At 65.4% G+C, this 24,263-nt stretch carries 26 protein-coding genes; 16 read left to right on the top strand and 10 right to left on the bottom strand.

The genetic code is table 11. The features are described from left to right. The first annotated feature begins 1 nt into the window (after nucleotide 1). From ACW17U_RS05615 to ACW17U_RS05600, 4 genes are all read left to right on the top strand, one after another. Nucleotides 2-808: a phytanoyl-CoA dioxygenase family protein gene (locus ACW17U_RS05615; protein ID WP_492055165.1), complete on the top strand. Its 807-nt coding sequence runs from the start codon at nucleotides 2-4 to the stop codon at nucleotides 806-808. Nucleotides 809-872: 64 nt separating this feature from the next. Further along, complete coding sequence (locus ACW17U_RS05610) at nucleotides 873-1,820, top strand: apurinic/apyrimidinic endonuclease family protein (RefSeq protein WP_492055164.1); 948 nt, start codon at nucleotides 873-875, stop codon at nucleotides 1,818-1,820. Further along, nucleotides 1,810-3,297 carry an MFS transporter gene (locus ACW17U_RS05605; RefSeq protein WP_492055163.1) on the top strand — a complete coding sequence of 496 codons (1,488 nt, stop codon included), beginning with the start codon at nucleotides 1,810-1,812 and terminating at the stop codon, nucleotides 3,295-3,297. Before ACW17U_RS05610 ends, ACW17U_RS05605 begins: the two co-directional genes overlap by 11 nt. Before the next feature lie 22 nt (nucleotides 3,298-3,319). Then, nucleotides 3,320-5,539 (top strand): GH92 family glycosyl hydrolase, encoded by a 2,220-nt coding sequence (locus ACW17U_RS05600; RefSeq protein WP_492055162.1) that lies wholly within the window; start codon nucleotides 3,320-3,322, stop codon nucleotides 5,537-5,539. Between the two features lie 202 nt (nucleotides 5,540-5,741). Here ACW17U_RS05600 and ACW17U_RS05595 read toward each other — a convergent pair whose 3' ends face one another. From ACW17U_RS05595 to ACW17U_RS05575, 5 genes are all read right to left on the bottom strand, one after another. After that, nucleotides 5,742-7,595 (bottom strand): alkyl/aryl-sulfatase, encoded by a 1,854-nt coding sequence (locus ACW17U_RS05595; protein ID WP_492055161.1) that lies wholly within the window; start codon nucleotides 7,593-7,595, stop codon nucleotides 5,742-5,744. A 379-nt stretch (nucleotides 7,596-7,974) separates the two neighbouring features. Beyond that, nucleotides 7,975-8,538, bottom strand: coding sequence for an HNH endonuclease (locus ACW17U_RS05590; RefSeq protein ID WP_492055694.1), 564 nt, complete (start codon nucleotides 8,536-8,538; stop codon nucleotides 7,975-7,977). A 163-nt stretch (nucleotides 8,539-8,701) separates the two neighbouring features. After that, entirely contained in the window at nucleotides 8,702-9,355 is a 654-nt protein-coding gene (locus ACW17U_RS05585) for a DNA-3-methyladenine glycosylase family protein (RefSeq protein WP_492055160.1), read from the bottom strand. 41 nt (nucleotides 9,356-9,396) lie between these two features. After that, entirely contained in the window at nucleotides 9,397-9,876 is a 480-nt protein-coding gene (greA, locus tag ACW17U_RS05580; RefSeq protein ID WP_492055159.1) for a transcription elongation factor GreA, read from the bottom strand. 211 nt (nucleotides 9,877-10,087) lie between these two features. Beyond that, nucleotides 10,088-10,198: a hypothetical protein gene (locus tag ACW17U_RS05575; protein WP_236849452.1), complete on the bottom strand. Its 111-nt coding sequence runs from the start codon at nucleotides 10,196-10,198 to the stop codon at nucleotides 10,088-10,090. A gap of 155 nt (nucleotides 10,199-10,353) precedes the next feature. On the opposite strand from ACW17U_RS05575, the gene ACW17U_RS05570 reads away from it, so the two are divergent. Then, complete coding sequence (locus ACW17U_RS05570) at nucleotides 10,354-10,974, top strand: TetR/AcrR family transcriptional regulator (protein WP_492055158.1); 621 nt, start codon at nucleotides 10,354-10,356, stop codon at nucleotides 10,972-10,974. A 4-nt stretch (nucleotides 10,975-10,978) separates the two neighbouring features. Beyond that, the gene (gene gluQRS, locus ACW17U_RS05565; RefSeq protein WP_492055157.1) at nucleotides 10,979-11,818 is read left to right on the top strand and encodes a tRNA glutamyl-Q(34) synthetase GluQRS; all 840 of its coding nucleotides are present in this window, start codon (nucleotides 10,979-10,981) and stop codon (nucleotides 11,816-11,818) included. Here gluQRS and ACW17U_RS05560 read toward each other — a convergent pair. Continuing rightward, complete coding sequence (locus tag ACW17U_RS05560) at nucleotides 11,815-12,558, bottom strand: GNAT family N-acetyltransferase (protein WP_492055156.1); 744 nt, start codon at nucleotides 12,556-12,558, stop codon at nucleotides 11,815-11,817. The genes gluQRS and ACW17U_RS05560 overlap by 4 nt on opposite strands. A gap of 3 nt (nucleotides 12,559-12,561) precedes the next feature. Next, nucleotides 12,562-13,194: a TlpA family protein disulfide reductase gene (locus ACW17U_RS05555; protein ID WP_492055155.1), complete on the bottom strand. Its 633-nt coding sequence runs from the start codon at nucleotides 13,192-13,194 to the stop codon at nucleotides 12,562-12,564. Between ACW17U_RS05555 and argH the strand changes: the two genes are divergently transcribed. The 4 genes from argH (at nucleotide 13,195) to ACW17U_RS05535 (ending at nucleotide 17,161) form a co-directional block, all read left to right on the top strand. Next, on the top strand, nucleotides 13,195-14,619 hold the full coding sequence (argH, locus tag ACW17U_RS05550; RefSeq protein ID WP_492055154.1) for an argininosuccinate lyase: 1,425 nt from the start codon (nucleotides 13,195-13,197) through the stop codon (nucleotides 14,617-14,619). Further along, a complete protein-coding gene (locus tag ACW17U_RS05545) occupies nucleotides 14,616-14,933 on the top strand; it encodes a hypothetical protein (RefSeq protein ID WP_236849454.1) in 318 nt (105 codons plus the stop codon). Before argH ends, ACW17U_RS05545 begins: the two co-directional genes overlap by 4 nt. A 164-nt stretch (nucleotides 14,934-15,097) precedes the next feature. Further along, complete coding sequence (gene lysA / locus ACW17U_RS05540) at nucleotides 15,098-16,363, top strand: diaminopimelate decarboxylase (RefSeq protein WP_492055153.1); 1,266 nt, start codon at nucleotides 15,098-15,100, stop codon at nucleotides 16,361-16,363. 189 nt (nucleotides 16,364-16,552) lie between these two features. After that, nucleotides 16,553-17,161: an FkbM family methyltransferase gene (locus ACW17U_RS05535; protein WP_492055152.1), complete on the top strand. Its 609-nt coding sequence runs from the start codon at nucleotides 16,553-16,555 to the stop codon at nucleotides 17,159-17,161. A 131-nt stretch (nucleotides 17,162-17,292) separates the two neighbouring features. Here the strand turns inward: ACW17U_RS05535 and ACW17U_RS05530 are convergent, their stop codons facing one another. Both ACW17U_RS05530 and ACW17U_RS05525 read right to left on the bottom strand, forming a co-directional pair. Then, a complete protein-coding gene (locus ACW17U_RS05530; protein WP_166504215.1) occupies nucleotides 17,293-17,877 on the bottom strand; it encodes a phosphoribosyltransferase in 585 nt (194 codons plus the stop codon). Next, the gene (locus tag ACW17U_RS05525; protein WP_492055151.1) at nucleotides 17,816-18,745 is read right to left on the bottom strand and encodes an MJ0042-type zinc finger domain-containing protein; all 930 of its coding nucleotides are present in this window, start codon (nucleotides 18,743-18,745) and stop codon (nucleotides 17,816-17,818) included. The genes ACW17U_RS05530 and ACW17U_RS05525 overlap by 62 nt, the downstream gene beginning before the upstream one ends. 83 nt (nucleotides 18,746-18,828) lie before the next feature. Between ACW17U_RS05525 and ftsE the strand changes: the two genes are divergently transcribed. Genes ftsE through ACW17U_RS05505 form a run of 4 tightly spaced genes read left to right on the top strand, consistent with a single transcriptional unit; the run spans nucleotide 18,829 to nucleotide 21,747 of the window. Continuing rightward, nucleotides 18,829-19,533, top strand: a complete 705-nt coding sequence (gene ftsE / locus ACW17U_RS05520; protein ID WP_166504344.1) for a cell division ATP-binding protein FtsE — start codon at nucleotides 18,829-18,831, stop codon at nucleotides 19,531-19,533. Next, nucleotides 19,530-20,423, top strand: a complete 894-nt coding sequence (locus tag ACW17U_RS05515) for a cell division protein FtsX (RefSeq protein ID WP_492055150.1) — start codon at nucleotides 19,530-19,532, stop codon at nucleotides 20,421-20,423. The genes ftsE and ACW17U_RS05515 overlap by 4 nt, the downstream gene beginning before the upstream one ends. Continuing rightward, nucleotides 20,420-21,040: a YdcF family protein gene (locus tag ACW17U_RS05510; RefSeq protein ID WP_062147142.1), complete on the top strand. Its 621-nt coding sequence runs from the start codon at nucleotides 20,420-20,422 to the stop codon at nucleotides 21,038-21,040. Before ACW17U_RS05515 ends, ACW17U_RS05510 begins: the two co-directional genes overlap by 4 nt. Then, the gene (locus ACW17U_RS05505) at nucleotides 21,037-21,747 is read left to right on the top strand and encodes a lysophospholipid acyltransferase family protein (RefSeq protein WP_062147144.1); all 711 of its coding nucleotides are present in this window, start codon (nucleotides 21,037-21,039) and stop codon (nucleotides 21,745-21,747) included. Before ACW17U_RS05510 ends, ACW17U_RS05505 begins: the two co-directional genes overlap by 4 nt. Here the strand turns inward: ACW17U_RS05505 and ACW17U_RS05500 are convergent. Further along, on the bottom strand, nucleotides 21,744-22,289 hold the full coding sequence (locus tag ACW17U_RS05500) for a gamma-glutamylcyclotransferase (protein ID WP_492055149.1): 546 nt from the start codon (nucleotides 22,287-22,289) through the stop codon (nucleotides 21,744-21,746). The two genes, ACW17U_RS05505 and ACW17U_RS05500, sit on opposite strands and share 4 nt — an antisense overlap. Between ACW17U_RS05500 and ACW17U_RS05495 the strand changes: the two genes are divergently transcribed. Beyond that, entirely contained in the window at nucleotides 22,240-23,325 is a 1,086-nt protein-coding gene (locus ACW17U_RS05495; protein ID WP_492055148.1) for a DUF2125 domain-containing protein, read from the top strand. The two genes, ACW17U_RS05500 and ACW17U_RS05495, sit on opposite strands and share 50 nt — an antisense overlap. 93 nt (nucleotides 23,326-23,418) lie before the next feature. Beyond that, a complete protein-coding gene (locus ACW17U_RS05490; RefSeq protein WP_492055147.1) occupies nucleotides 23,419-24,219 on the top strand; it encodes a chorismate mutase in 801 nt (266 codons plus the stop codon). Nucleotides 24,220-24,263 lie beyond the last annotated feature (44 nt).

The following is a 24,263-nucleotide window of genomic DNA, read 5'->3' as shown; positions in this document are numbered from 1 at the left end:
CATGATCGACATCGACAGCCACTATCCGCTCTCCGCCCAGCAGATCGCTCAGTTCCGCCGCGATGGCTTCATCAAGCTCAAGGACGTGCTCAGCGCCGATGCCCTGGCCCATTTCGGCAACGAGATCACCCGCCTGACCATCGATCTCAACACCGAGCAACGTCCGCTGGAGGAGCGCAGCACCTATGACCGCGCGTTCCTGCAGGTGATGAACCTCTGGGAAAAAAGCCCCCTCGTGGGACGCTTCGTCATGGGCCAGAGGCTGGCCCGCATCGCCGCCGAGCTGCTCGAGGTGGCAGGCGTGCGCCTCTACCATGACCAGTCCCTGTACAAGGAACCGGGCGGCGGCATCACGCCCGCTCACGCCGACCAGTATTACTGGCCCTTGGGATCCGACCGCACCGTCACCGCCTGGATTCCGCTGCAGGCGGTGCCGGAGGAGATGGGCCCGCTGGGCTTCTATGCGCGCAGCCAGTCTGTGGCCTTTGGGCGAGACCTCGGCATCTCGGACGAGAGCGAGGAAAAGATCAGCGCCAACATGGCCCTGCACGGCTTCGAGTTCTGCACCGGTGCCTTTGATCTTGGTGATGTCAGCTTTCACCTGGGCTGGACCTTCCACAAGGCCGGTTCCAACGTCAGTCCGAGACCGCGATCGGTCATGACGGTCATCTACATGGACGCAGACCAGCGCCTGGCACCCGCCCTCAACCCTGTGCAGAGCAACGATCGCGACCAGTGGTGCCCCGGTGCCCGCGAGGGTGAGGTGATCGCCACGCGGAAGAATCCGGTGATCTGGAGGCGCGCGTGATCTTTCTGGCGCAGACAGGCTTGATCCAGGGCCAGCCGCTCCAGCGCCCAAGCCACTCCCGGCCATGACCCAACCCGTCGATCACAGTCACGATGGTCTGGCCGGGGAGCCGCGGCTGCGTCGCGACCTCAACCTCGGCACCCTGGCCGGCCTGCCCCGCGCCTCTCGCGGCTGGCGGGCCACGCTGCGCGAACAGTTGGCGCTGCTGAAAGCCGACGGCTATGAGGCGGTACAGATCTGGACGCCCGACGATGCGGCCTGCGACGCCGCCCGTGAGGCGGGCCTGGCCCTGACCGGCATGGGCAGCGCGCGCGTACCGGCCGAGGTGGCACCCCTGGTGAAGCACCAGCTCGACCTGGGTTGCGGCATCACCACCCTTCACCTGGGCGATAGCTTCGAGTCCGACGCGGAGATGGACGCCTTCGCGGCCGCAGTGCTGGACGCCTCGGCCCGGCACGCCCAGCCCGTCTATGTGGAAACCCATCGCGGCACGCTGACCCAGGACATCCGCCGGACCCTGGACTGGGTAAGGCGCTGGCCCGCCCTGCGGTTCAATGCCGACCTGTCCCATTGGTATACGGGCCATGAGCTGACCTATGGCGGCGAGTTCCAGACCCGCCTCGCGCGGTTGCAGCCGGTGCTCGACCGCGTGCGGTTCCTGCATGCGCGGGTGGGTAATCCGGGCTGCATCCAGACGGCGCTGGACGAGCCCGGGGACAGCCTGGGCCATTTCCGGGAGATGTGGACCCGCTGCTTTGCCGGATTCCTGCGGAGCGCGCGGCCAGGCGATTTTCTCAGCATCACCCCGGAGCTCCTGCCCCAGCGTCTCGGCGAGGGCGCGGGGGCTTCCTGGCTGCACTACGCGCAACCGCGCGCCGACAGCCGCCGACGGGCCTTCGGCGGGGAACCGAGTGATCGCTACGACGACGCCGCACGCCTGTGGGACATCGCCAGCGAGTGCTTTGTCGTCGCGCGCCAAGACCTGACCCCGGGGCAAAGCCATGCATGTTGATCCATCTCGCCACAGCACCGGCTTTCTCATTCTGCTGAGCCTGCCCACGGCAGCGATCGGCTTCTCGCTATCGGCCGCCGTGGCATCGACCACCTGGTTGCTCAGCACCCGCTACGGCCTGCACCTGGACAATATTGCGCTGATCTGGCTTGCGGGTCCGCTGATGGGCCTGTTTGTCCAGCCCCTGGTCGGTGCCCTGAGCGACCGAACCTGGCTGCTGGGCGGACGCCGTCGGCTCTACCTGCTGATCGGGGGCACGGCCGGGGCGATATCGATGTACGCCCTGCTTCATCTGGACCAGCTTGCGGCCGTCACCACGCTCAGCCTGCTCTCGGTCGCAGTGGTCGTGACCCTGCTGCTGGATCTGAGCACCAATGTAACCTTCAACCCGGCGCGCTCGCTGGTGGCGGACCTGACGGCCGAGGGCCCGCAGCGGGTCCGGGGATATGCCTGGATGCAGACCGTCTCAGGCCTCTTCGGGGTCAGCGCCTATCTCGTCTCCATCTTCCTGGGCAATGCCGTGCTGATCCAGGTGACCGTGGCTGTGACCTTTCTGTGTACGGCCCTGCCCACCCTGCTGATCCGCGAACCGGCACCGACGCAAGTCTTGCCCTCCCCCAGCGCGGCCACCCCCGCGAGAAAGGCTGGCGGACACCCGTTTCGGGCACTGCTCCCGATGGTCGGCTTCGGGATCTACGGTCTCTACGTCGCCGTCGACAAGGTGCTGCTGAAGGGAGCGTTTTCCGGCTTCGCGGTAGCGCTGTTTCTGCTGGCCGCCGCCAGCACCCTGGCCTGGGGCGTGAGCCTGGTCTGGCGGGATCGCGTCCAAGCCAGTGCGGCCCTGCGCCTGCCCAAGATCCTGCTTGCACATGGACTGGCCTGGCTCGGAGTGCAGGGCATGTTCGTGATGGCCTTCTTCTTCGTGCGCGATTTCATCGTGCCGGGCAGTCCCAGTCAGGCGATCATGGCCAATGTCTTCCATCGCTGGATCAACGGCTCGGTGCCCAGCGCTGCCGACACGGCCGGCAACATCCTCTCGATGGGCTTCCTGTTGATGAACATCGTCGGTGCCCTGTTGCCCGTGACGGTGCTGGACCCCTTGTGCCGGCGATGGGGCAAGGTTGCGGTGCATCGTAGCGCGATGGGCCTAATGGCCCTGGGCTTCTTGTTCATCGCCTTGGCGGCCCGGTCAGAGGGCAGCTACTATGGCGGCATGCTGCTCGTCGGCGTGGGCTGGTCGTCCCTGATTTCGATCGTGTTCGCGATCTTCTCGGAGTCCGTCGACCCGCGAGAAATGGGCGTCAGCATGGGGGTCTTCAATTCGAGCCTCGTCCTGCCGGCTCTGGCTGTCCCCGGCCTTCTGCAACTCTCCGAGCACCTCGATCAGCACCGCTGGATTTTCGGCCTCTTCGCCGCCTGCCTGGCCTTGTCCTGGGCCTTCTGGCTGACCGTCGCAGAGCGCCCTCAAACACCATGAGCCCCTTCCGGAGACCGCGAGGATGATCGACCTGCAGATTCGTCGGTTTCTGCGGCCAGGCGGCCGTGTTTCGCATTGGCTGAAGGCGGAAGGTCGCCGCTGGGTGATCGCAATCTGGTGCGGAGCCCTATCGGTCTCGACCGCGTCGGCCCAAACCTTCACCGATTGGGTCGACCCCTTTATCGGCACACAGGGCACAGGACACGTGACCCCGGGCGCAACCGTGCCCTTCGGCATGGTCTTCCCTGCGCCCGACAATGCCGATCGCGGTTGGAGCTACAGCGCCGGATACCAGTATGGCGACCGCAGGATCCTCGGATTTTCCAATACCCACCAGAGCGGTGCGGGCATCCCGGAACTGGGTGACGTCCTGCTCCTGCCCCGGGCCGGTACGGCCTGGACCTCCGGCGACGGCGACTTTGGCGCCCTGAAATCGATCGAGCGCGCGCGACCCGGCTGGTACTCCGTGCGGTTGCAGGACTATGGCGTGACCGTTGAACTCACGGCAGCGCCCAAGGTGGCGCTGCAGCGCTACCGCTTCGACCGGCCTGGGCGCGTACAGGTCCTGGTGGACCTCCAGCATGGGCTGAACTACCTGGAGCAGCCCCCGGTGGTGGCCTCCAATGTCACCTCCCGCGACGATGGCCTGCTGGGCACGCTGCACCGCCGGAACTGGGTCAGTCGCCAGGTGTCCTTCGTCGTGCGGTTCAGCCACCCTGTGCTGCGCAGCCAGACCCTGCCCGCTCGTCCCGGCGAAAAAGCCCCTCGCCTTCTGCTGGATTTTGACCTTGGCACCGGTCGCACCCTCGAGGCCCGGGTCGCCCTGTCGACGGTCGATGAGGCCGGCGCAGAGCGCAACCTGAACACTGTCGCGGGCCAGGATTTCCATGCCGTGCGCCAGAGTGCCGATCAGGCCTGGAACGCCCTGCTGGGCCGGATTCGCATCCAGGCCGACGCGCGCAAGAAGCGCCTCTTTTACTCGGCGCTCTATCGCACCCTGCAGCATCCCAGCGACATCGCCGATGCCGATGGCCGGGTGCGCGGCCCTCGCGGTGAAGTGCTGCAGGCTCCAGGCGGCGTCTATTACTCAACCCTGAGCCTCTGGGATACCTTCAGGGCATCGCACCCCCTGTTTACCCTCGTTGTACCGGAACGCGTGCCCGGCTTCGTCAACACTCTGCTCGCCCATCATCGTCAGATGGGCTACCTGCCCCTGTGGACCAGCTGGGGTCAGGAGACCTATTGCATGATCGGCAACCCGGCCCTGCCGGTGATCGCCGACGCACTCGTCAAGGGCTTTGGCGAGGGGGGACGCATCGACGAAGAGGCGGCCTTGACGGCGATGGTGGAGACCAGCACCCGCGAGCGCCCAGACGCTCCCGAGTGGGCCCAGCGTGGCTGGGCGGTGCTGGACCGCTACGGCTATCTGCCCTTCGATCTGCAAAAGGGAGAGTCCGTCAGCATGACGGCCGAATACGGCTACGGTGACGCGGCTGTGGCCACCGTCGCCGAGCGCTTGGGCCGGCAGGACATCGCGAAGCGTTTCCGGGCCCGGTCACAGAGCTGGAACCAGCTGTTTGACGAAGAGACCCGCACCCTGCGCGGCAAGGACAGTTCGGGACGCTGGCGCACGCCCTTCGATCCTGTCGCGGCGACATCGCCCCTGAAGAACCCTGGCGACTATACGGAAGCCAATGCCTGGCAGTATACCGCGACGCCCGCGCTCCACGACGCTGCAGCATTCCGTGACCGGCTCGGCGGCGCGGAGGCCCTTGAAGCCTGGCTGGACCGCTTCTTCACCCTGCCCGTGCCCAACCCTGACAAGCATCTCGGTCAGGAGGCGCTGATCGGCCAGTACGCTCATGCCAACGAGCCCAGCCATCACATTACCTGGCTCTACGCCCTGACCGGGTCGCCGGAGAAGGGCCAGAGGCTGCGTGAACAGATCGTACGCCGCTTCTATGGGACCGGACCCGACGGCCTTGTCGGCAATGACGATGTTGGCCAGATGAGTGCATGGCTGGTCTTCACCATGCTCGGCTTCTACCCTGCCGAGCCTTTCAGCGGCCGCTATGTCCTTGGACAGCCGCTCGTGTCAGGCGCTCAGATCCAGATCCCTGGCGGCAGGATGGTCCGCATAAGCGGCACTGGCCCGCTGCCGATCCTGGATGAAAAGCCTCTTCCCAAGCATCAGGTATCGCACAAGGACCTCCTCGCTGCCCGTTCATTGCGGTTCGAGTGAACTGCACTCAGGCCCCAAGACGGCGGCCCTCCCGGAAATCGGAATGGCCGTCGTGCGAGATTTCCCCAGTACGGCCGCTGCCCCGAAAGCGGACCCTCCCAAGGTCTGAGAAGAGTCAGAAGCAGCGGTTTGCGCCCAAGGCGCATTACCGGAAATCTTCCGAGCAGATTTGGACCGGGTGGGGCCTCACCGGCACAACGATCTAGGGTGCCGAGATCTCGAACCAGAGGTCGAAGCGGTCCAGGAGCGCCAGCAGGCTAATCAGGGCACCCGCGCCGGGCCCCTCCAGCGCGACCTCCTCGGGCGTCTTAGCGCCGTGCACCAGATCGACCAGAAGATCCCGGGTCAGCTCGACCTGCGGACCGCCTGCGCCAGGCCTATGGTGCAGCACGGCGTTCTCCACACTGACCGCGAAGCGCTCGCCGGTGTCGGTGAAGATCGCCGTAAATGCGATCTCCGTCGCCCCGGCCTTCTCGCCGTTCAGCCGCACCGAAAGGGAATCAAGCACATTGTCGGTGGGCATGGTCCGCAGCTGGCCGGCCGAGGCCTGGCGGGGCGTGGCGCTGGGCGGCCTGGGATATCGCAACTCCTGGGCACCGGTCAGGTAGAAGTCGCGCCAGGGCCCGGACTCCGCCTGAAAGCCCATCTGCTCGAAGGCGTCGGCCTGCAGGGCCCGGGCTTCCAGGTTGGCCGGATCGGCGAACACAAGATGGCCGACCAGTTCGGCGACCCAGCGGTAGTCGCCGGTCGCGAATGCCTCGCGCGCCTGCGCCAGCAGCCGCTCGGCCCCGCCCATCGCCGCGACATAGCGCCGGCCCGCAGCCTCGGGCGGATGCTTGTGCAGGTTGGCCGGGTTGCCGTCGAACCAGCCGAGGTAGCGCTGATAGACCGCCTTGGCGTTGTGGCTGAGCGTTCCATAGTAACTGCGCGTGTGCCACTCGGCTTCCAGGCTCGGCGGCAGCCGCAGAACCTCGGCGATCTCGGTGGCGTTGAGCCCATGGTTGGCCATACGCAGCGTCTGGTCGTGGATGTACTTGTAGAGGTCGCGCTGCTGGGTCAGGAATCGGCGGATCGGACCGGCGTCCCACCGTGGCCAGTGGTGGCTCGCGAACATCACCCTCGTATCCGCGCCGAACAGCGCCAACGCCTCGTCGATGTAGAAACTCCAGGCCTTTGCGTCCCGCACCTGGGCCCCGCGCGGCGTGTACAGATTGTGCAGGTGACAGGTACAGTTCTCCGCCATGCACAGCGCGCCGAACTTCGGGAAGAAGAAGTTCATCTCGGCCGGCGCCTCAGTGTCCGGGGTCACCTGGAAGCGGATCTCGACCCCGTCGACCGTCAGGGTCTGGCCAGTGTGGGTGATGGACTCGGTAGGTGCCACCAGGGCGACACGGCCCGTGGACGTGCCCTTGCCGAGCCCGGAGTCCACGTGGCCCTGCGGATCCTTGGGCAGCAGGCCGCCGTACATGTGCGTCGCCCGGCGGCTCATCACATTGCCGGCCAGGACGTTCTCGGCGACGGCCGCCTGCAGAAAGCCCTCGGGGGCGATGATCCTCAGGCCTGCAGCGATCTCCTCCGGCGAGGCGACACCCAGGATGCCGCCGTAGTGGTCCACGTGGCTGTGGGTGTAGATCACCGCGCTGACCGGCCGGTCGCCCTTCTCGTCGCGCAGCAGCTTCAGCGCTGCTGCCGCCGGCTGGGCCGAGGTCAGCGGATCGATGACAATCCAGCCGGTCTCGCCTTCGATGAAGGTGATGTTGGAGATGTCGAAGCCGCGCACCTGGTAGACGCCGGGCGTCACCTCGAACAGGCCGTGATGGGCGTTGAGCCGCGCCTGCCGCCAGAGGCTGGGGTTCACGGTGTCGGGCCGCTCGCCCTCCAGAAAGGCGAAGGGACGTTGGCTCCAGGCGCCGGGCACGTCAGCGTCAGAGATCGAGCCGACGAAGCCACGCTTTGCCAGCACGAAGTCACCACCGTCATCGGCGGGTAGAGCCGCCGCCATGGCCGAATGCGCCGCCCGCGTCGCCTCGGTGGCGGTCTTCCGTGTCAGGTCCATGTCGCTGTCTCCCCCGGCATCGTCTTCCAGCGCCCATTCCGGACTGCCACCATACAACAGCGACTTTGGGTCGACAGGCAGGCCTTTAAGCGGACCAGGAATGTCTTGGTCCCTGTGGCCTCGACCCTCAGGCCGAGCCCCTTGAGCTCCGCGACCTAAACCGTATAGCGCGCACCCTCCTTCTCGAAGGTGTCGATCGTGCGCTTGTTCAGGCGCGCGATGCGCACCCCGTCCCTATCGATAGCCATAGCCGCCAAGCTCTTTGGTCACCACGGGTCAACATTTGGTCACCACGCATCAGGTAACTGCCGAGAACCACCACCACCCATGAGGCCGAAAAGCACAAGCTTTTCAATGTCCAGGCAACCTGACAAGCCCCTCAAGCCTCCAGTTCTATGTCCCAGTAGAGATAATCGAGCCAGCTGGCGTGCAGGTGGCCCGGCGGGAAGCGGCGGCCGCGATCCTGGAGTTCGTGCATGCTGGGTCGTCGCGCCGAATGGAACGGCAGCATTCCCGCCTCTCGCGGCGTCCGCCCGCCCTTGCGCAGATTGCAGGGTGCGCAGGCGGTGACGATATTCTCCCAGGTCGTCCTGCCGCCGCGCGAGCGGGGTATGACATGGTCGAAGGTCAGGTCATCCGGTGACGCGCAATACTGACAGCTGAAGGCGTCGCGCAGGAACAGGTTGAAGCGCGTGAAGGCCGGCGGCCGGTCCTGCGGGACATACTGCTTCAGCGACACGACACTGGGCAGTTTCATCTCGAAGGACGGCGAATGAACGACGTGATCATAGGTCGACACGACCTCGACACGCTCAAGAAACACCGCCTTGATCACATCCTGCCAAGGCCAGAGTGACAGGGGATAATAGCTGAGAGGCCGATAGTCGGCATTCAGCACAAGGGCCGGCATGCCTGACGGCGGTCGGGAGAGGACCTGCATCAGGATCTCCCTCTGGAGCCTGAGAGACTCCTGAAAAGCGGATACGCGATCGGACTGAAGACGGGCCTCCTTCCTACGCATTCAAAGGGAATCGCCATTCATTCCCGAACGCACCGAAAGGATGATCCAACTCCGCGACGGAACCAAGACATCTGGCGGATAGCGATCAGATTGGCGGAATTTCGCCCATTTTGACCGCGCCGTAGCAGCGCCAGAGCAAATGGGCCGCGACTCCGCGATACGGCTTCCAGGCTTCAGCCCTGGCATAGGCCTGTTTCTCGTTCGGGCGGACCTCGGCACGGTCGGCCCAGCGCATGGCTTCCTGCAAGGCGACGTCGCCCCCCGGAAACATGTCCAGCCGGCCTTCGCAGAACATCAGATAGGTCTCGGCGGTCCAGCGGCCGATACCCTTGACGGCCATCAGAGCGGCGGCGGCCTCATCATCCGGCAAATTGCGCAGGGCGTTGAGGTCGCAAAGTCCTGTCACCTGGGCCTCGGCTATGGCGCGCGCATAGCGCACCTTGGGCCGGGAAAGTCCCAGTCCCTGCAGATCGAGGTCCTCAAGCGCCAGAATGGCCGGAGCCGTAATCTCTCCCAGTCCGGCCTCGACCCGGCGCCAGATCGAGGCGGCCGAAGCCAGGGACACCTGCTGGTAGACAATCAGCTTCAGAAGTCCGGCAAAGCCAGGCTCGGCTGATCGCCAGGCAAACGAGGGGGTCACGGCGTCAATGGCCGCAAGGGCCGGGTCAACAGCCGCCAGGTGGGCGCGAGCGACCTTAATCTGGTCAGGCGTGGGCGACGGATCGACAGACATGGCCATGGACAGACCATCGCCCCGCAAGGCCTGCAACCCGATCCTTGCTAGGAGACCGAGATGATCTCGACTTCACCACCCGCCACCATGGCGGTGTCGCCGACCGTCTTGCCCAACAGGGCCCTGGCCAGGGGAGAAACATAGGAGACCGAACCCCCTGCAGGATCGGCTTCGTCCTCGCCGACGATGCGGAAGGTCTGGCGGCGGCCATCTTCGCGCTCAAAGGTCACCGCCTGGCCAAAATGGACCACATCGGCCGGACCGGTCGGTTCGGTCAGTTGGGCGCTGGCTCGCCGGGCCGCAAAGTAGCGCAGGTCTCGCGTCGCCCGAGCCATGGCCGTGCGATCCTCAGCCACGCCTCCCGTGGCCTGGGCGGCGCTATAGGCAGCGCGGGCGGCAGCCAGACTGGCGTCAAGCTGGGCAAGACCTCTGGCAGTCACCAGGTTGGGATTGGGTGAGATCGGCCGATCCAGCAGGTCGGCGGCGAAGGCCTCGCTGTCGCCTTCCTTGGTGAAGGCGACGCTCATCGGCGGACACTCTGGAAGTTCATCGACATCAGCTGGGAATCCGAAGACCGGCGGTTCAGTCCCGGCGCGGGCCTGAAGTCCCAGGCGCATCGGCTCTCCGTGCTAGCGCCCGACCCAGGGGGATTCAAGGGCCGACAGGCGTGATAGGCGGGGTCGCGATGGCGGAGCGGTCCTGACAGGCCCAGCTCCGCCGTTCACGGATAAGAGTCGCTTAGAGAACGATGCCTGCGACAGAGCCGGCGAGCGCCAGAGCGAGAACCAGGAAATAGCCACCAGCCAGGCGGTCGACGGCGTTTTCAAAGGCGTTAAGCGAACGGAGCATGGTGCAGATCCTTCTGTTTTTGCTGGGCCCAACCGCTTGCCGGTCCGGGCCTGTCCAATCTGGACAATGCTTAGATAGCACCGATCTAAACGCCGTCAAGATAATCTTGACATCGTTTGGATGAAATTTAGGAAATCAGGCGTTAGAGTAGGACGATGACCAGCGCAGCCAACGAATCCCGTCCGTACCACCATGGCGACCTGAGCCGAGCTCTGGTCGATGCTGCGCGGCGAATTCTCGAAAAAGAAGGGCCGGCGGCCCTGTCCCTGCGGGCCGTGGCCCGGGAAGCGGGTGTCAGCCCTGCAGCGCCCTATCACCACTTCAAGGACAAGGGCGAACTGCTCGAAGCGGTGGCCCATGAGGGCTGGGTGGCCCTTGACGCCGCCCTGACCGAGTCACGCGCCGCGGCCAAGGACGCTCGGCAGGGCATGACCAATATCGGCGTCACCTATGTGCAGTTTGCCCGCGAAAATCCGGCACTCTACCGGGTCATGTATGACTGCTCGCGCGACAAGGACGCCCTTCCGGACCAGATGAAGGAGGAAGGGGCCTATTGCCAGGTGCGGGATTCGATCTCAGCCCAGTCCGACGGCCAGTACAGCGACATCGACCTCGAACTGGCCACGATCGCCGCCTGGTGCGCCGGCCATGGCCTGGCCGAGATGACCAGCTTCAAGCAGTTTGCCCCCCTGAAAGAACTGCTCGGCGGCGAGGAGGCCTTCCTGCGGGGCGTTCTGGAGCACCTCGGCATGTTCGCGAAGTTCGACAAGGCCTAGGCCCTTGGGCTTCGTCACCCGGTTCGCGCCATCGCCCACCGGCTACCTCCATCGCGGCCATGCCTATTCGGCCCTGACTGCTTTTGAAGCCGCCCGCGCGAGGTCCGGCAGGTTTCTGCTGCGGATCGAGGACATCGACGCCACCCGCTGTCGACCAGACTATGAGGCAGCGATCCTGGACGATCTGGCCTGGCTGGGCCTGACCTGGGAAGAACCCGTCCGCCGCCAGTCCGAGCACATGGCGACCTACCACGCCGCCCTTGAGGATCTCCGCCAGCGCGGCCTCATCTATCGCTGCTTTCGCACCCGCCGGGAACTCGACATCGGGCGGGCCCCACATGAGCATCAGGTGCCGTTCCGGGGCGCTCCCCTGCCCCGGTCTGAGGAGGAGGCACGCCTGGAGCGCGGCGAACCCTTTGCGTGGCGGCTGAGCCTAGAAGCTGCGGCCGAGGCCCTGAGTGGTCTAGAGCCCCTGACCTTTTTCGAGGCCGGGGCCGGCCCCGCCGGCGAGCAGGGCTGGATCCGCGCCTGCCCTGACCGGGCGGGCGACATCGTCCTCGCCCGAAAGGATGTCGGCGTAGCCTATCATCTCGCTGTCGTGGTGGACGATGCCCTGCAGGGCGTCAGCGATGTCATTCGCGGCGAGGACCTTTTCGAGGCGGCACATGTGCAGCGCCTGCTCCAGGCCCTTCTGGGCCTGCCGACGCCGACCTATCGCCATCACCGACTCCTGACCGGTCCGGATGGAAAGCGCTATGCCAAGCGCGACAAGGCCCAGAGCCTTCGCGATCTTCGGGCCTCGGGCGTCACCGCTGCGGCCCTACGCCACGACATGGGCCTTTAGAGTACCCAGTACTGATAGGCATAGGCGGGCTGAAAGCCTTCAGAGCCATAAAGGGCCAGGGCCGGAGCGTTATCGGCCTCGACCTGCAGATAGGCGTGGCTTGCCCCCAGTTGCGCCGCCTCAGCCAGAAGGGTGGCGAACACGCGCCGCGCCAGACCCTTGCGGCGCTGCTCAGGGGCCGTCCTCATGCCGAAGAGGCCAACCCATGACCCCTCGACCGCGCACGCACCGAGCGCGGCCGTCTGGCCGCCAAGATCCAGACTGGCAAAACGGGCCGGTGCCGGTATGCGCGACAGGGTCTCCAGTCGCTCCCGCGCGTCTGCGACATTGCCGGCCGCAGACGCAGTGAACACCGCCTCAAACCCGGCATCCGGCCGGTCCGACAGTCGCACAGCGCGGTCCGGTTGACCCGCAGTGCTGCCCGTCAGGACCAGGGTCTGCTTGCAAGCCTGATAGCCTCGCCGTGCCAGCCTCTGGGGTAGGTCTGCCGGTGCCGTGGCCCCCTCAGTGAGCTTGAAACGCGGCGGCAGTCCCCGCGCACCAAACCAGGCCTCGACCACATCGAGCGCAGCCTCGACGTCACGATCAGGCTCCTCCAGCGGCCAGCAGGCATTGGACCGCATCGACCATCCTGAGGTCGCATTGAGCCGCCAGCCCCCGAGCCTGGACCGTTCGCGGGCCGGCCAGGCGCGATCGGCAATTAGCTCCAGAATGACGGGATCGACGGGATGGATAACCATGGCCTAGCGCTCAGCCAGCAGTTTCTCGACCAGGCCGCGGGCTTCGGGGCTGGACCAGTCAGCATCGCCCGACAGACGCGCCCGCTCGCGGCCCTGTTTGTCATAGACCACCGTGGTCGGATAGCCGGCCGCCCGTGGCTGCATCTCGAATGACATCCTGTAGGACGGATCGCGATAGAGCTTCAGCGGTGGATTGGCCGCCATCTCGGCCTGGGCGAGGTTGAGATCGGCATCGCGATCAACACTGACCGGCAGCACCTTGAAGGGCTGGGTGGCATAGACAGCCGCCAGCTTGGCCAGGGTCGGCATCTCTTTCTTGCAGGGTGCGCACCAGGTCGCCCAGAGGTTCATCACCACCACCTGGCCCTTGAAATCGGCAAGGGTGACCGGCTTTCCGGCCTCATCGAAGAAGGTTGTGCCGGGCGCGGCCCGCGGCGAGGCCGGGACATCCAGCTTGGCCAGCGAGGCCCGCTTGAATTCACTGAGATTGGCCGGCCCTGAGGGTTTGAACGAAGCGGCGACGATGACGTATAGAACCGCCGCGACGCCGACGAGCATGGCGGCGCCGATCGCCCACTTCAGCGGATTGCGCTTGGCCGCGCCCGTTCCGTTCTCGCCCGACTGGATTTCGCTCATATGACCGACAACGCCTCCAAAAAACCCGAGACCGCCGGCGGCGGAATGGGTCAAGCCATGTGGGGCGGCAGGTTCTCGGCCAGGCCGGCGGAACTGATGCAGGCGATCAATGTCAGCATCGGCTTCGACAAGCGCCTCTGGGCGCAGGATCTGGCGGGCTCCCGCGCCCATGCCCGGATGTTGATCAGCCAAGGGGTGATTGCAAGTAGCGACGGCGAGGAAATCCTCGAAGGCCTGGCCAGGATCGAGGACGAGCTGCTGACCGGGACCTTCCCGTTCCGGGACGAGTACGAAGACATTCACATGAATATCGAGGCGCGCCTGCGTGAGCTGATCGGCCCGACTGCCGGTCGACTGCACACGGCGCGTTCGCGCAATGACCAGGTGGCGCTGGATTTCCGGCTGTGGGTCCGTGAGGCCTGCGACCGCTCTGCAGCCCAGTTGGACGCCCTGCAGCGCGCCCTGCTCGCCCAGGCCGAGGCCCATGCCGACGCCCTGATGCCGGGCTTCACCCACCTGCAACCCGCCCAGCCCGTGACCTTTGGCCATCACCTGATGGCCTATGTCGAGATGTTCGGCCGTGATGCCTCGCGCTTCCGCGATGCCCGGGCCCGCATGAACGAGTGTCCACTGGGCGCGGCGGCCCTGGCCGGCTCGCCCTTCCCGATCGACCGACACGCCACGGCCGCAGCCCTCGACTTCGACCGTCCGACCGCCAATTCGCTGGATAGCGTCTCGGCCCGCGACTTCGCCCTGGAAGCCCTGTCTGCCGCCTCGATTACCGCCACGCACCTGTCGCGCCTGGCCGAAGAGATCGTGCTGTGGACCACGCCGATGTTCGGCTTCATCAAGCTGACCGACGCCTTCACGACCGGCAGCTCGATCATGCCGCAGAAGAAGAACCCCGATGCCGCCGAGCTGATCCGCGCCAAGGTCGGCCGCATCCTCGGCTCCCTGACCACCCTGACGGTCGTGATGAAAGGCCTGCCTCTGGCCTATTCCAAGGACATGCAGGAAGACAAGGTCCCGACCTTCGAGGCCTTCGATGCCCTGGAACTGAGCCTGCTGGCCATGGCCGGCATGATCGCCGACCTTACACCCAATACCGACAAGATGGCCGCCGCCGCCGGTGCCGGCTTCTCGACGGCCACGGATCTGGCCGATTGGCTGGTGCGGACGCTGAACATGCCTTTCCGCGACGCTCACCACGTGACAGGTTCGGCCGTGAAGACAGCCGAGGCCCTTGGCGTGGATCTGGCGGACCTGTCCCTGGAGCAGTTCCAGGCGATCGAGCCCAGGATCACCGCCGAGGTCTATGCCGTCCTCACCCCGGCCGCCTCCGCGGCCAGCCGTATCAGCTATGGCGGGACCGCTCCCGCCCAGGTCCGCGCCCAGATTGCGCGTTGGAAGGAACTGCTCGGATGACCCTGCGCCCCCTCGCTCTTCTGACCCTCGCCGCGCTCAGCCTGGCCGGCCCGATGCTTTCGGGTTGTGGCAAACAGGCAGAACTGGAACGCCCGGCCCCGATGTGGGACGCGCAGAAAAAGGCCGCTTGGGAAGCCGAACGCCGCGCCGCCTCTGGCACAGCCAATCAGCCTGCCCGCGTCGGCGGGTCCCAGGAAATCCTCGACCCGGCCTCCAGCAATCGTACGGTGCGCGCTGCCCCGCTGGCCGGTACGGCACCCAACCCGTTCGGCGGTCCGTCGGCAGCCGGCTTTCCCGGCGCCACGCCCAACTGACGGCAAGCACCGCACTTCATCGACCCAGCCCACAATCGCCGGCATCCCGGCGAAGGCCGGGATCCAGATGAAGCCCTGCTGATGCTCTGGATGTCTCCGGGTCCCGGCCTTTGCCGTGATGATCGGATGATGAAAGGGCTCGTGATGAGAGAGCTTCAAGTCCCGTGAACCACTTCGAATACGGCCCCGAGGGTTTGGCCTGCGAGGGCGTCCCCCTGGCGCACATCGCCGCCGAGGTTGGCACACCGGTCTATGTCTATTCCCGCGCCACCCTGGAGCGGCACTTCACGGTGTTCCGCGACGCTCTTGAACTGGCCGGAGTCGCCTCCCCCCTGATCGCCTATGCTGTGAAGGCCAACTCCAACGTGGCGGTCCTGAAGGTGCTGGGCGATCTCGGTGCTGGGGCCGACACGGTCTCGGAGGGCGAGGTCCGTCGCGCCCTGGCTGCCGGTATTCCGGCGGATCGCATTGTCTTCTCTGGCGTCGGCAAGGCCCGACGCGAGATCCAGTTTGCCCTTCAGGTCGGCGTTGCCGAGATCAATGTCGAATCCGAACCCGAGCTGAACCTGATCGCCGAGGTCGCTGCCGAACTGGGCGTCCGCGCAAAGGTGGCCTTCCGGGTCAATCCGGACGTCGCCGCCGGTGGTCACGCCAAGATCGCCACCGGCAAGGCCGAAAACAAGTTCGGCGTCTCGTTCGCCGAAGCCGCGCGCCTCTATGCCAATGCCAGCAACAATGCCGCGCTCGAGCCGATCGGCGTGGCCTGCCATATCGGCAGCCAGATCACCGACCTGGCCCCCATGCGCGCCGCCTTCAGCAAGATGCGCGGCCTGGTCGAGCAACTTCTGGCCGAAGGCCTGTCGGTGGAGCGGCTCGACCTGGGCGGCGGTCTGGGCGTGCCCTATTTCAACCATCCAGAGCCGCCCTCCCCCGCCGATTTTGCGACCATGGTCGGCGAGGTCACGGCGGGCTTGCCGGTCAGGCTGGCCTTCGAGCCCGGTCGTGTGATCGCCGCCAATGCCGGGGTGCTGGTCTCGGAAGTGATCCACGTCCACGAACGTCCGGAAGGGCGCAAGTTCCTGGTCATCGATGCGGCCATGAACGATCTGGTGCGCCCGGCCATGTACGACGCCTTCCACGACATCCGCCCGCTTGTGAAGCGCGACGGCGAGGCGGTCTATGACGTGGTCGGCCCGGTCTGCGAAACGGGCGACACCTTTACACGGGATCGGCCCATGCCGCCGCTGGCAGCAGGCGACCTGGTGGCCTTCATGTCGGCGGGGGCCTATGGGGCGGCCATGGCCAGCGAGTACAATACCCGTCCGCTGGTGCCCGAAGTTCTGGTCGATGGCAATCGGTTCGCCGTGATCCGGGCGCGTCCGACCTATGACGCGATGCTGGCACGGGATCTGGTGCCGGACTGGGTGTAAAGGCCAGGCCCTTCGCGGCCATGGCGAGGGCGAGCTGCTGCATCTGGTCAATCCACACCCTTCTGCCTTGACCTTGATTTGAAATGCGCTGAGATTTGCAACGCGCTGAACATCTCAATCTTTCAGCGTATCTGTATTTGGGTTCGCTTTCTTTATATTGAAAATCTGATCTGATTTGAGACAAATCTTATGGATCTATCACTGATACTGGTGGGTGCCCACGACGGTTCGAAGACACAACAATTGGTGGCCAAGGCTTGCCAACAGGGCAAAGCGCTTCTTATCGAGCCGGTACCGTGGCTCTTTGAAAAATTGAAGGCTCGCTACTCCGGCAACCCGAATATCATTCTGCACAATTCGGTCATTGCTGGCGTCGAGGGCGAAGTTGAATTCTACGCTCCGCTCGAGTCTGCAAATGAAGTAGATGAAACAGGCGATCAGCTCGGCTCTCTAAACCCAAGTCATGCTGTATTGCACAACTCGGAATTTGAACAAAAATTCCAAAAAATTTCCGTTCACGCTGATACATTTGAATCTCTGTTTGCGAGATTCGACATAGGAAAAGTAAAATTTCTAGTGACAGATACAGAAGGTCATGATGCCGTCATTCTGTCTCAGTTTCCATTCGCCAGGACAAAACCGCGCCAGATCATGTTTGAACACAAACACATAGACGGAATTCATAGAATAGGTCTAAAATTCGCTGAATTACTGATAATGCTAGATGGCGCTGGCTACAGAATGAAAATTCTGGACCAGGAAAACTGCCTCGCACAACTCATGAACTCCGAGCCGTAAAGACCCGTCAGACCGGTAGAGTTCATCTGCAACAGACAAAGTCGCTCTGTCCGCATGAGCTGCGTTTCCGCCGCCTTGATTAAGAAGAGCCGGCGATCAGTGTCAATGGGCACCCATCGCGTCCTGAATCATCAGTCCAGGGCACCGATATATGGAAGGCCCCGGCTTTTGCCTTCATCGTCGAGTCCGTAGCCAACCAGATAGCGCGCAGGCGCTTCCCAGGCCACGAAATCGGGCTCCATGCCGCGATCGGTCGGCCAGGGCTTGCGGGCAAAGACAGCCGTCAGGACTTCACTGGCACCGGCGTCCTTCACAAGGCGCGAGGCCTCACTGAGCGACAGCCCGCTGTCGAACACGTCATCAACGACCAGGGCGCGACGGCCGACCAGCGGGCGCTGCAGGTCAGCGCGAACCTCGCAGCGACCGGTACTCTTGCGTTCGTCATGATAGGAGGCGAGCCAGAGGGCATCGAAGCGGACATTGCGACCCGCCCGCCAAAGTGCGCGGGTGAGATCGGCAGCAAACCACAGGCCACCGGTCAGCAGACAGACAGCGACAGTGTCATCATCGATGCGCGGCGCAATGGCATTGGCGAGGGCCTGAACGCGCTCGGCGATCTCGGCTTCCGAAATCAGGACTTCGGGCTGGGCGGTGTCATTCATGATGCGCAGGTTCGTGAGAGTCGGAGGGAGGAGCTGTTTCGGCTCCGGTCTCATGTCCCGAGGGGTCGTGTCCAGCCGCAACTGCCTCGGCGGGAGCCTCTTGAGTTCCGCGCAGGGCGAGTTCCGGGTCGGCATGAGCGGCAGGGGCCTTAAGCGCCGCCTTGACCGCCTTGGCCGCGCCCGGCTCAACGGCGAAGTCGATAACCAAATCCTTGGCCGTGCGGGGCGGGTCAAGAATGGTGATCGCGAAGTGACGGATCTCGCTGGGCGGGATCTTCGGATCGGCGGCGGCGGCGATGCGACCGGCCACACGCTTGTCCTTGGCGTTGCGCAGTTCAACCCGCAAGGGCGGTGCCACCACAGTATGGTCGGTGATGTTGCGCATGATGCCGGTGATGGTCACGGCGGCATGGCCGTTTTCCAGCGAAGGCTCGGCCTTGATGTTCTCGATCACCAGACCGACGGTGTTCACCGGCAGTCCGACACTGGCATAGGCTCCAGCGGTCGCCGGCCACAGTCGCACCATGTCGATGCGGAAAATCAGAGCCCCAATGACCATGGAGGCCATGGCGGCCGCCATACCGGCCCAGACCACGCCAGTGGTCGTGGCTTCACGCAAACGGCGCTCGGCGTCGGCGCGCGCCCGGAACACCTTGGGCAATTCCTCACCCGGCAGGGCGCTGACCGGCGGTTCAGGCTCGGGCTCAGGGACGTCTGCTTCGGCGACCGGGTCCAGAGGAACCGACATCGGATCGCCCGCGAGGGTAGAGGTCGCGGGCTCGTCGAACAGGTCTGTCGGCTCTTCGTTGCGCGCGGTCCAGCGATGGCCACAGGAGGCGCAGCGCACGACACGACCAGCCGCACCGACCTTGGAGTCATCGACGAAATAGCGGCTGGCGCACTCCGGACAGGTCAGTATCATGGCCGCGAATCGTAGGCTCCCCGCACTAACAAATGGGGTCGCCGATTTTGTCCCTGATGTCCAGAAAGCCCGGCGAAACCTCATTGCGGATCGAGGCAGATCAGGGCGATGACGCCCTTCCCGTTGTTCGCTTCGAAGGCGTGTCGATGCGCTACGGACGCGCGCCCGAAACCCTGAGGGACATTGGCTTTTCCCTGGCCCCCGGGTCGTTTCACTTCCTGACCGGGGCTTCCGGGGCGGGCAAGAGCTCCCTGCTCAAACTGATCTATCTGGCCCATCGTGCGTCACGGGGTCGCGTGGAGCTGTTCGGGCGCGATGTGAGCCGTTTGCCGCCAGGAGACCTGCCGTTCCTGCGACGCCGGATCGGCGTGGTTTTCCAGGAATTCAAGCTTCTGGAGCACCTGTCGGTGTTCGACAATGCCGCCCTGCCCCTGCGGATCCAGCAACGCAAACCGGCGACCTATCGCGACGACGTCGGCGAGCTCCTGACCTGGGTCGGCCTCGGCGAGCGGATGCACGCCCTGCCCGCCACGCTCTCGGGCGGCGAGAAGCAGCGCCTGGCCATTGCCCGCGCCGTGGTCGATCGTCCCGATGTCCTGCTGGCGGACGAACCCACCGGCAATGTCGATCCTGCCATGTCCCTGCGGCTCCTTCGCCTGTTCGTCGAGCTCAACCGGCTGGGTACGACGGTCCTGATCGCGACCCATGATGAAGAGGTGGTGGCCCGCGCCGGCCGCCCGACCCTGCATCTGGAGCAGGGCCGGCTGGTCGAGGGAGGCGACCGATGAGCGAGGTCTTCCAGGTTCAGCGCTGGCGGCCCGGTCCCCTGCTCCCGCCGCGTGATGCCCGCGACGGCTCGCTGGTCTTTGTCGTTGCGGTCCTCTGCTTTCTGGCCTGCCTGACGGCCCTGGCCGCCCTGGCCGCCAATCGTGCCGCCGAAGGCTGGACCCACCAGCTCACGGGTTCAGCGACCGTCGTCGTTCGGGCCCGTCCCAATGAAACACCTGACTCCGCTGCCGCCCGCGCTGCCGAGGCCCTGGCCGGGGTCAAGGGGGTCATCGAGGCGCGAGCCCTTTCCAGAGACAAGGCAGAGGAATTGCTCATTCCCTGGATCGGCAAGGAGGCCCTGGTCGACGATCTTCCGACGCCGCGCCTGGTGACCCTGGACCTCGATCCGACGCTCCCCGCCACCGCCACGGCGCTGGATCAGGCCCTGAAAGCGGCGGGTGTTGACGCATCAGTCGACGATCACAGCCGCTGGATCGCCGATATCGAGCGCAGTGCCGGCCTGGCGCGCTGGGCGGCCCTCGGGGTCTTTGCGCTGATTGCGGCGGCTGCGGCCTCGGTCATAGCCTTCGCCACGCGGGCGGGCCTGACCGCCAGGGCGGACGTTATCGAGGTGCTGCACCTTTCCGGGGCCGAAGCCCGGTTCATCGCCGGACTGTTTCAGTGGCGTTTTGCCGTGATGGCCGCGATCGCGGGCTTGCTGGGCGGAGCCGGGGCGACCATCATCGGGGCGGCGATCCGGACCCTGGGCGGAGGTTCAGGACTGGCACCGATCCTGCCCCTGGCCTGGATCGATCTTCTGGCTCCCTTGCCCTGCCCGCTGATCGCAGCCCTGGTTGCGGGCCTTACTGCCCGCGTCGCCGCCTTGCGGCTCTTGAGGAGCATGCCGTGAAGAGCCTCGCCGCACTCTTGATCCTGGGCATGATCTGGGCCGTTGGACTTCTGGCCTTTTCCGGTCGGGTCGAGCAGTCGACCCCCGCAAAGGAGCCTCCGGTGGCTGATGGGGTGGTCGTCCTGACCGGGGCTTCGAACATCCGCCTGGAAGCGGCCACGAAACTTCTGGAAGCCGGCAAGGGCAAGCGGTTGCTGATCTCCGGGGTCAACCGCGAAGCCACACGCGAAGACGTCCTCAACGTCACCAAGGCCGTCAAGCCGATCTATGACTGCTGTGTCGACCTCGGCTTCGCCGCCGCCAATACCGTCGGCAATGCCCGGGAGACGGCCGAATGGGCCAGGGCCAAGGGCTATCACAGCCTAATTGTGGTCACAGCCGACTATCATATGCCGCGCGCCATGCTGGAACTGCGCGCAACCCTGCCCGACACTGTGCTTTATCCCTATCCAGTCGCCACTGAGGGACTGGACGCCCATCGCTGGTGGAAGCAGAACGCCACCACACGCCGGATGGTCGTGGAATACTGCAAGTACCTGGCGATCCTGGCACGCGAAGCGTTCCTGGGCCTGGGACCGAAGGAAGAGGCCGGTTCGCCGGCGGGGAAAGCGTCTTGATCTACCTGCGTTCGTTTCTGTTTCAGCTCTATTTCTGGGTCTGGTCTGTTTTCACGGCAACCTGGATGGTGGCCCTTCTTCCCTTGCCGCGTCGCTTTGCCGTCGCCGCCCTGACCTTCTGGTCCAAAGGCCTGTTTTTTGGCCTGCGCTGGGTGGCCGACGTCAAGGTCGAGGTGCGGGGACGCGAATACCTGCCGACCGGGCCTGCGCTGGTCGCTGCCAAGCACCAGTCGATGTTCGACGTCTTCAGCCAGTTTGGCCTGCTGCCCGACGCCTGTTTCGTGATGAAGAAGGAACTGCTGAACGTACCGCTGTTCGGCTGGCACGGCCTGAAGGCCGGCATGGTCGTCGTCGACCGCGCCGGTCACTCGGCGGCCCTGAAAAAGCTGGTCCGCGATACGCTGGAGAAGATGAAGGAGGTTCGCCAGGTGGTGATCTTCCCTGAAGGCACCCGCGGCGCGGTCGGCGTTCCCGGCGACTACAAGCCCGGCATCGCCGCCCTCTATCGCGAGCTCGACCTGCCGGTTACACCCTTGGCGCTCAACTGCGGCGTCCACTGGGGCAAGAGCTTCCTGGTCAAGCCCGGCACGATCGTCTTCGAATACCTGCCGCCGATCCCCGCCGGCCTGAAGCGCGGCGAGTTCATGCGCGAACTGCAGACCCGCATCGACACCGCGACCAAGGCCCTCGAGGACGAAGGGATTTAGGCCCCCTCCCGCGCCTCGACCAGTTTGAGCAGCGTCTCCATCGCGTGATCGCGCACGCCGTCCTCGCGCAGGTGGCCGACGAGGTCGCTGAGATAGTCGATGTTGCGCCCCGACACCCCCCTGGCCCCCGCGATCAGCTCGGCCTGCTGTTCCAGGCTGAGCGCGCCCGCCCATTGGCTGTGCTTCATGTCCGACAGGAAGACCAGCGAGGAGATCTTCGCTGCCTCGCCGTCGATCTTCAGATCGCTCCAGGCCTCGAAATAGGTCTCGGTCGGCTGCTCGCGCTCGCGCAGATAGCCGTAGACCTCATCCCACTGCGCCGCCGCCACCCGATAGGCCGCGCCGCGCACTGAACCGCCGGGCGCGAGGCCCAGAACCAGCCCCGGGCGCTCATAGGTGCCCCGGTGATGGACCGAATAGATGCAGAAGGCGCGACGACGGCCGTGGAGAACCGCGCGCCTTCGCTCTACAAATGGAAATCCGGGACGCCACATGAGCGATCCGTATCCGAACACCCAACGGTCTCCGCTCTCGACGCTCATCTTCAATCCCGACTGGACGCACGCATTCATGACCCATACCGACGCCGCGCCCCCTCGCAAAGTCCGCCGACGGGGTCTGTTTGCGCCTTTCATCATCACGCTGGTCTTTGCGGCGGCCTGGTGTGTCGGCTGGTTCTGGCTGCGCACCCAGGCCGAGCAGCGGATGGACGTGGCGGCGGCCTCACTGAAGTCCCGCGGCTATGACCTGTCCTGGAGCGCCCGCACCTTTTCCGGCTTCCCGTTCCGTCTCGACGTGAACCTGGCTGATGCCCGGGTCGCCGAGCCCTCCGGCTGGGCGCTGCGTCTGCCTGAGCTCAAGGCCGAAGCGATGATTTATGGTCTGGACCACTGGGTGGCCACGGCCCCGCGCGGAGCCCTCCTGACCCGCCCCGACGGCGGCGACGTGGCCATCGGCGGTCAGGCCCTGCGCGCCAGCCTGGCAGGACTGAAGGCGTATCCGCCCCGGATTTCCGTCGAAGGTGCCGGCCTGGTCTTCTCAACCGCCCCGGAGGCCGCGCCCTTTCCGCTACGCTCGGTCGAGACCCTGCAGTTGCACCTCCGCCCCGGCCCCGATGATCAGGCCGCCATTCTGTTCAAGGCGGATGGAGCACGGGTCAATTTCACGGGCCTGCTCGGCCGGATCGCCCAGGAAAACACCGCCAGCATGATCCTCGACGCCCGTCTTTCCAAGGTCTCGGCCCTGAGGGGCGGCAACTGGACCGACGCGGTGGGGAAATGGAGCACCAGCGGCGGCGCGATCACCATGGAGAATGCCAAGATTACCGCCGGCGAAGCCGAAGGCACAGCGAAGTCCGGTGCCCTGACCGTCGACGCCGCTGGCCGGCTGCAGGGCAAGCTGGAGGTCGTGCTCAAGGAGCGGGTCGACCCCAGGACCGCCCGGACGCCGGAACAGATCCTCGCCGCAGCCGCCCAGGCCCTTGGCCGCGAGCCGATCATCGAGGCCAGCCTGATCCTGCAGGATGGCCGCACCCGCCTCGGAAGCCTCGACACAGGGCCATCTCCGCGCATCTTCTGACCCTTGAGCCGCGCAAGTTTCTTGCCGTGAACGCCACCTATTGCGCCAGCGGCGGCAAGGACTATGGTCCGCCCTCCAATTTCGGGGATAAACATGGGTACCGACGCGGCCAAAGCGCCTCCGTCTCTTGAGGAAGTCCGATGGCGACTCGACGCCATTGATGGCGAGCTTTTGAAGCTGCTGGACGAGCGGGCGTCGCTGGCTGGTTCGGTAGCGGCGGCCAAAAGGGCGGCGGGCGACACCGGGTTTGGCCTGCGCCCCGGCCGCGAGGCCCTGATCATCCGCAGGCTGCTGGCCGCGCCCCGCAGTGCCGCCAATGACGCGCTGGTCATCCGGATCTGGCGCGAGATCATGAGCGACAATCTTTCGCGACAGGGCCCCTATCATCTGGCCGTCTGGGGCGGCAAGGATCCGACCCGCACCGTCGAATTGACGCGCCTGAGGTTCGGAACCGCCCCGCGCCTGCAGGTCCTGCCCGAGGCCAAGGATGTGCTGGGCGCAGCCAAAACGCCCTGGGGCGTCGGGGTGCTGGCGCTGACCCCCGACAGCAACTGGTGGGGAAGACTGCTGGCCGAGCCGAAGCTGAAGGTGTTCGCGGCCCTGCCCTGCCTCAACCGTTGGGGTCCTCAGGCCGCCCTCGCCGTCGCCGAGGTCGAGGTCGAGCCCACGGGCGGCGACCAGACCTTCTGGGTCACTGATTCGCCCAAGAGCGCCGCCGCGATCGTCGAGGCGCTGAGCCCCAGCGGCGTCGCCGCCGAACCCCTGGCCGAGTCGGGCGGTCTGAAGTTGTTTTCGTTGTCGGGCTTCTTCCAGGTAAATGACGAGCGCCTGGCCCAGGCCCCCGGCAAACTGACCGGCGTGATCGGTGCGGCACCGACACCGTTCGACCTTTAAACGGGCGACGTGTAAGACGACCGCGCAATCGCCCCGAGTAAATC

It is taken from the genome of Caulobacter sp. AVps16 (assembly GCF_058681455.1).
The sequence above is the reverse complement of the archived record's forward strand: the minus strand, read 5'-3'. Positions and strand labels throughout refer to the sequence as shown.

Coding starts and splice junctions, on each gene's coding strand:
- ACW17U_RS05600 (WP_492055162.1), top strand. CDS start 3,320: ATGATCGACCTGCAGATTCGTCGGTTTCTGCGGCCAGGCGGCCGTGTT.
- ACW17U_RS05595 (WP_492055161.1), bottom strand. CDS start 7,595: ATGGACCTGACACGGAAGACCGCCACCGAGGCGACGCGGGCGGCGCAT.
- ACW17U_RS05500 (WP_492055149.1), bottom strand. CDS start 22,289: ATGAGCGTCGAGAGCGGAGACCGTTGGGTGTTCGGATACGGATCGCTC.
- ACW17U_RS05495 (WP_492055148.1), top strand. CDS start 22,240: ATGAGCGATCCGTATCCGAACACCCAACGGTCTCCGCTCTCGACGCTC.
- greA (WP_492055159.1), bottom strand. CDS start 9,876: ATGAGCGTCGCCTTCACCAAGGAAGGCGACAGCGAGGCCTTCGCCGCC.
- ACW17U_RS05610 (WP_492055164.1), top strand. CDS start 873: ATGACCCAACCCGTCGATCACAGTCACGATGGTCTGGCCGGGGAGCCG.
- ACW17U_RS05525 (WP_492055151.1), bottom strand. CDS start 18,745: ATGATACTGACCTGTCCGGAGTGCGCCAGCCGCTATTTCGTCGATGAC.
- ACW17U_RS05530 (WP_166504215.1), bottom strand. CDS start 17,877: ATGAGACCGGAGCCGAAACAGCTCCTCCCTCCGACTCTCACGAACCTG.
- ACW17U_RS05605 (WP_492055163.1), top strand. CDS start 1,810: ATGCATGTTGATCCATCTCGCCACAGCACCGGCTTTCTCATTCTGCTG.
- ACW17U_RS05585 (WP_492055160.1), bottom strand. CDS start 9,355: ATGGCCATGTCTGTCGATCCGTCGCCCACGCCTGACCAGATTAAGGTC.
- ACW17U_RS05535 (WP_492055152.1), top strand. CDS start 16,553: ATGGATCTATCACTGATACTGGTGGGTGCCCACGACGGTTCGAAGACA.
- ACW17U_RS05545 (WP_236849454.1), top strand. CDS start 14,616: ATGACCCTGCGCCCCCTCGCTCTTCTGACCCTCGCCGCGCTCAGCCTG.
- argH (WP_492055154.1), top strand. CDS start 13,195: ATGACCGACAACGCCTCCAAAAAACCCGAGACCGCCGGCGGCGGAATG.
- ACW17U_RS05560 (WP_492055156.1), bottom strand. CDS start 12,558: ATGGTTATCCATCCCGTCGATCCCGTCATTCTGGAGCTAATTGCCGAT.
- ACW17U_RS05575 (WP_236849452.1), bottom strand. CDS start 10,198: ATGCTCCGTTCGCTTAACGCCTTTGAAAACGCCGTCGACCGCCTGGCT.
- ACW17U_RS05570 (WP_492055158.1), top strand. CDS start 10,354: ATGACCAGCGCAGCCAACGAATCCCGTCCGTACCACCATGGCGACCTG.
- ACW17U_RS05615 (WP_492055165.1), top strand. CDS start 2: ATGATCGACATCGACAGCCACTATCCGCTCTCCGCCCAGCAGATCGCT.
- ACW17U_RS05490 (WP_492055147.1), top strand. CDS start 23,419: ATGGGTACCGACGCGGCCAAAGCGCCTCCGTCTCTTGAGGAAGTCCGA.
- ACW17U_RS05515 (WP_492055150.1), top strand. CDS start 19,530: ATGAGCGAGGTCTTCCAGGTTCAGCGCTGGCGGCCCGGTCCCCTGCTC.
- ACW17U_RS05555 (WP_492055155.1), bottom strand. CDS start 13,194: ATGAGCGAAATCCAGTCGGGCGAGAACGGAACGGGCGCGGCCAAGCGC.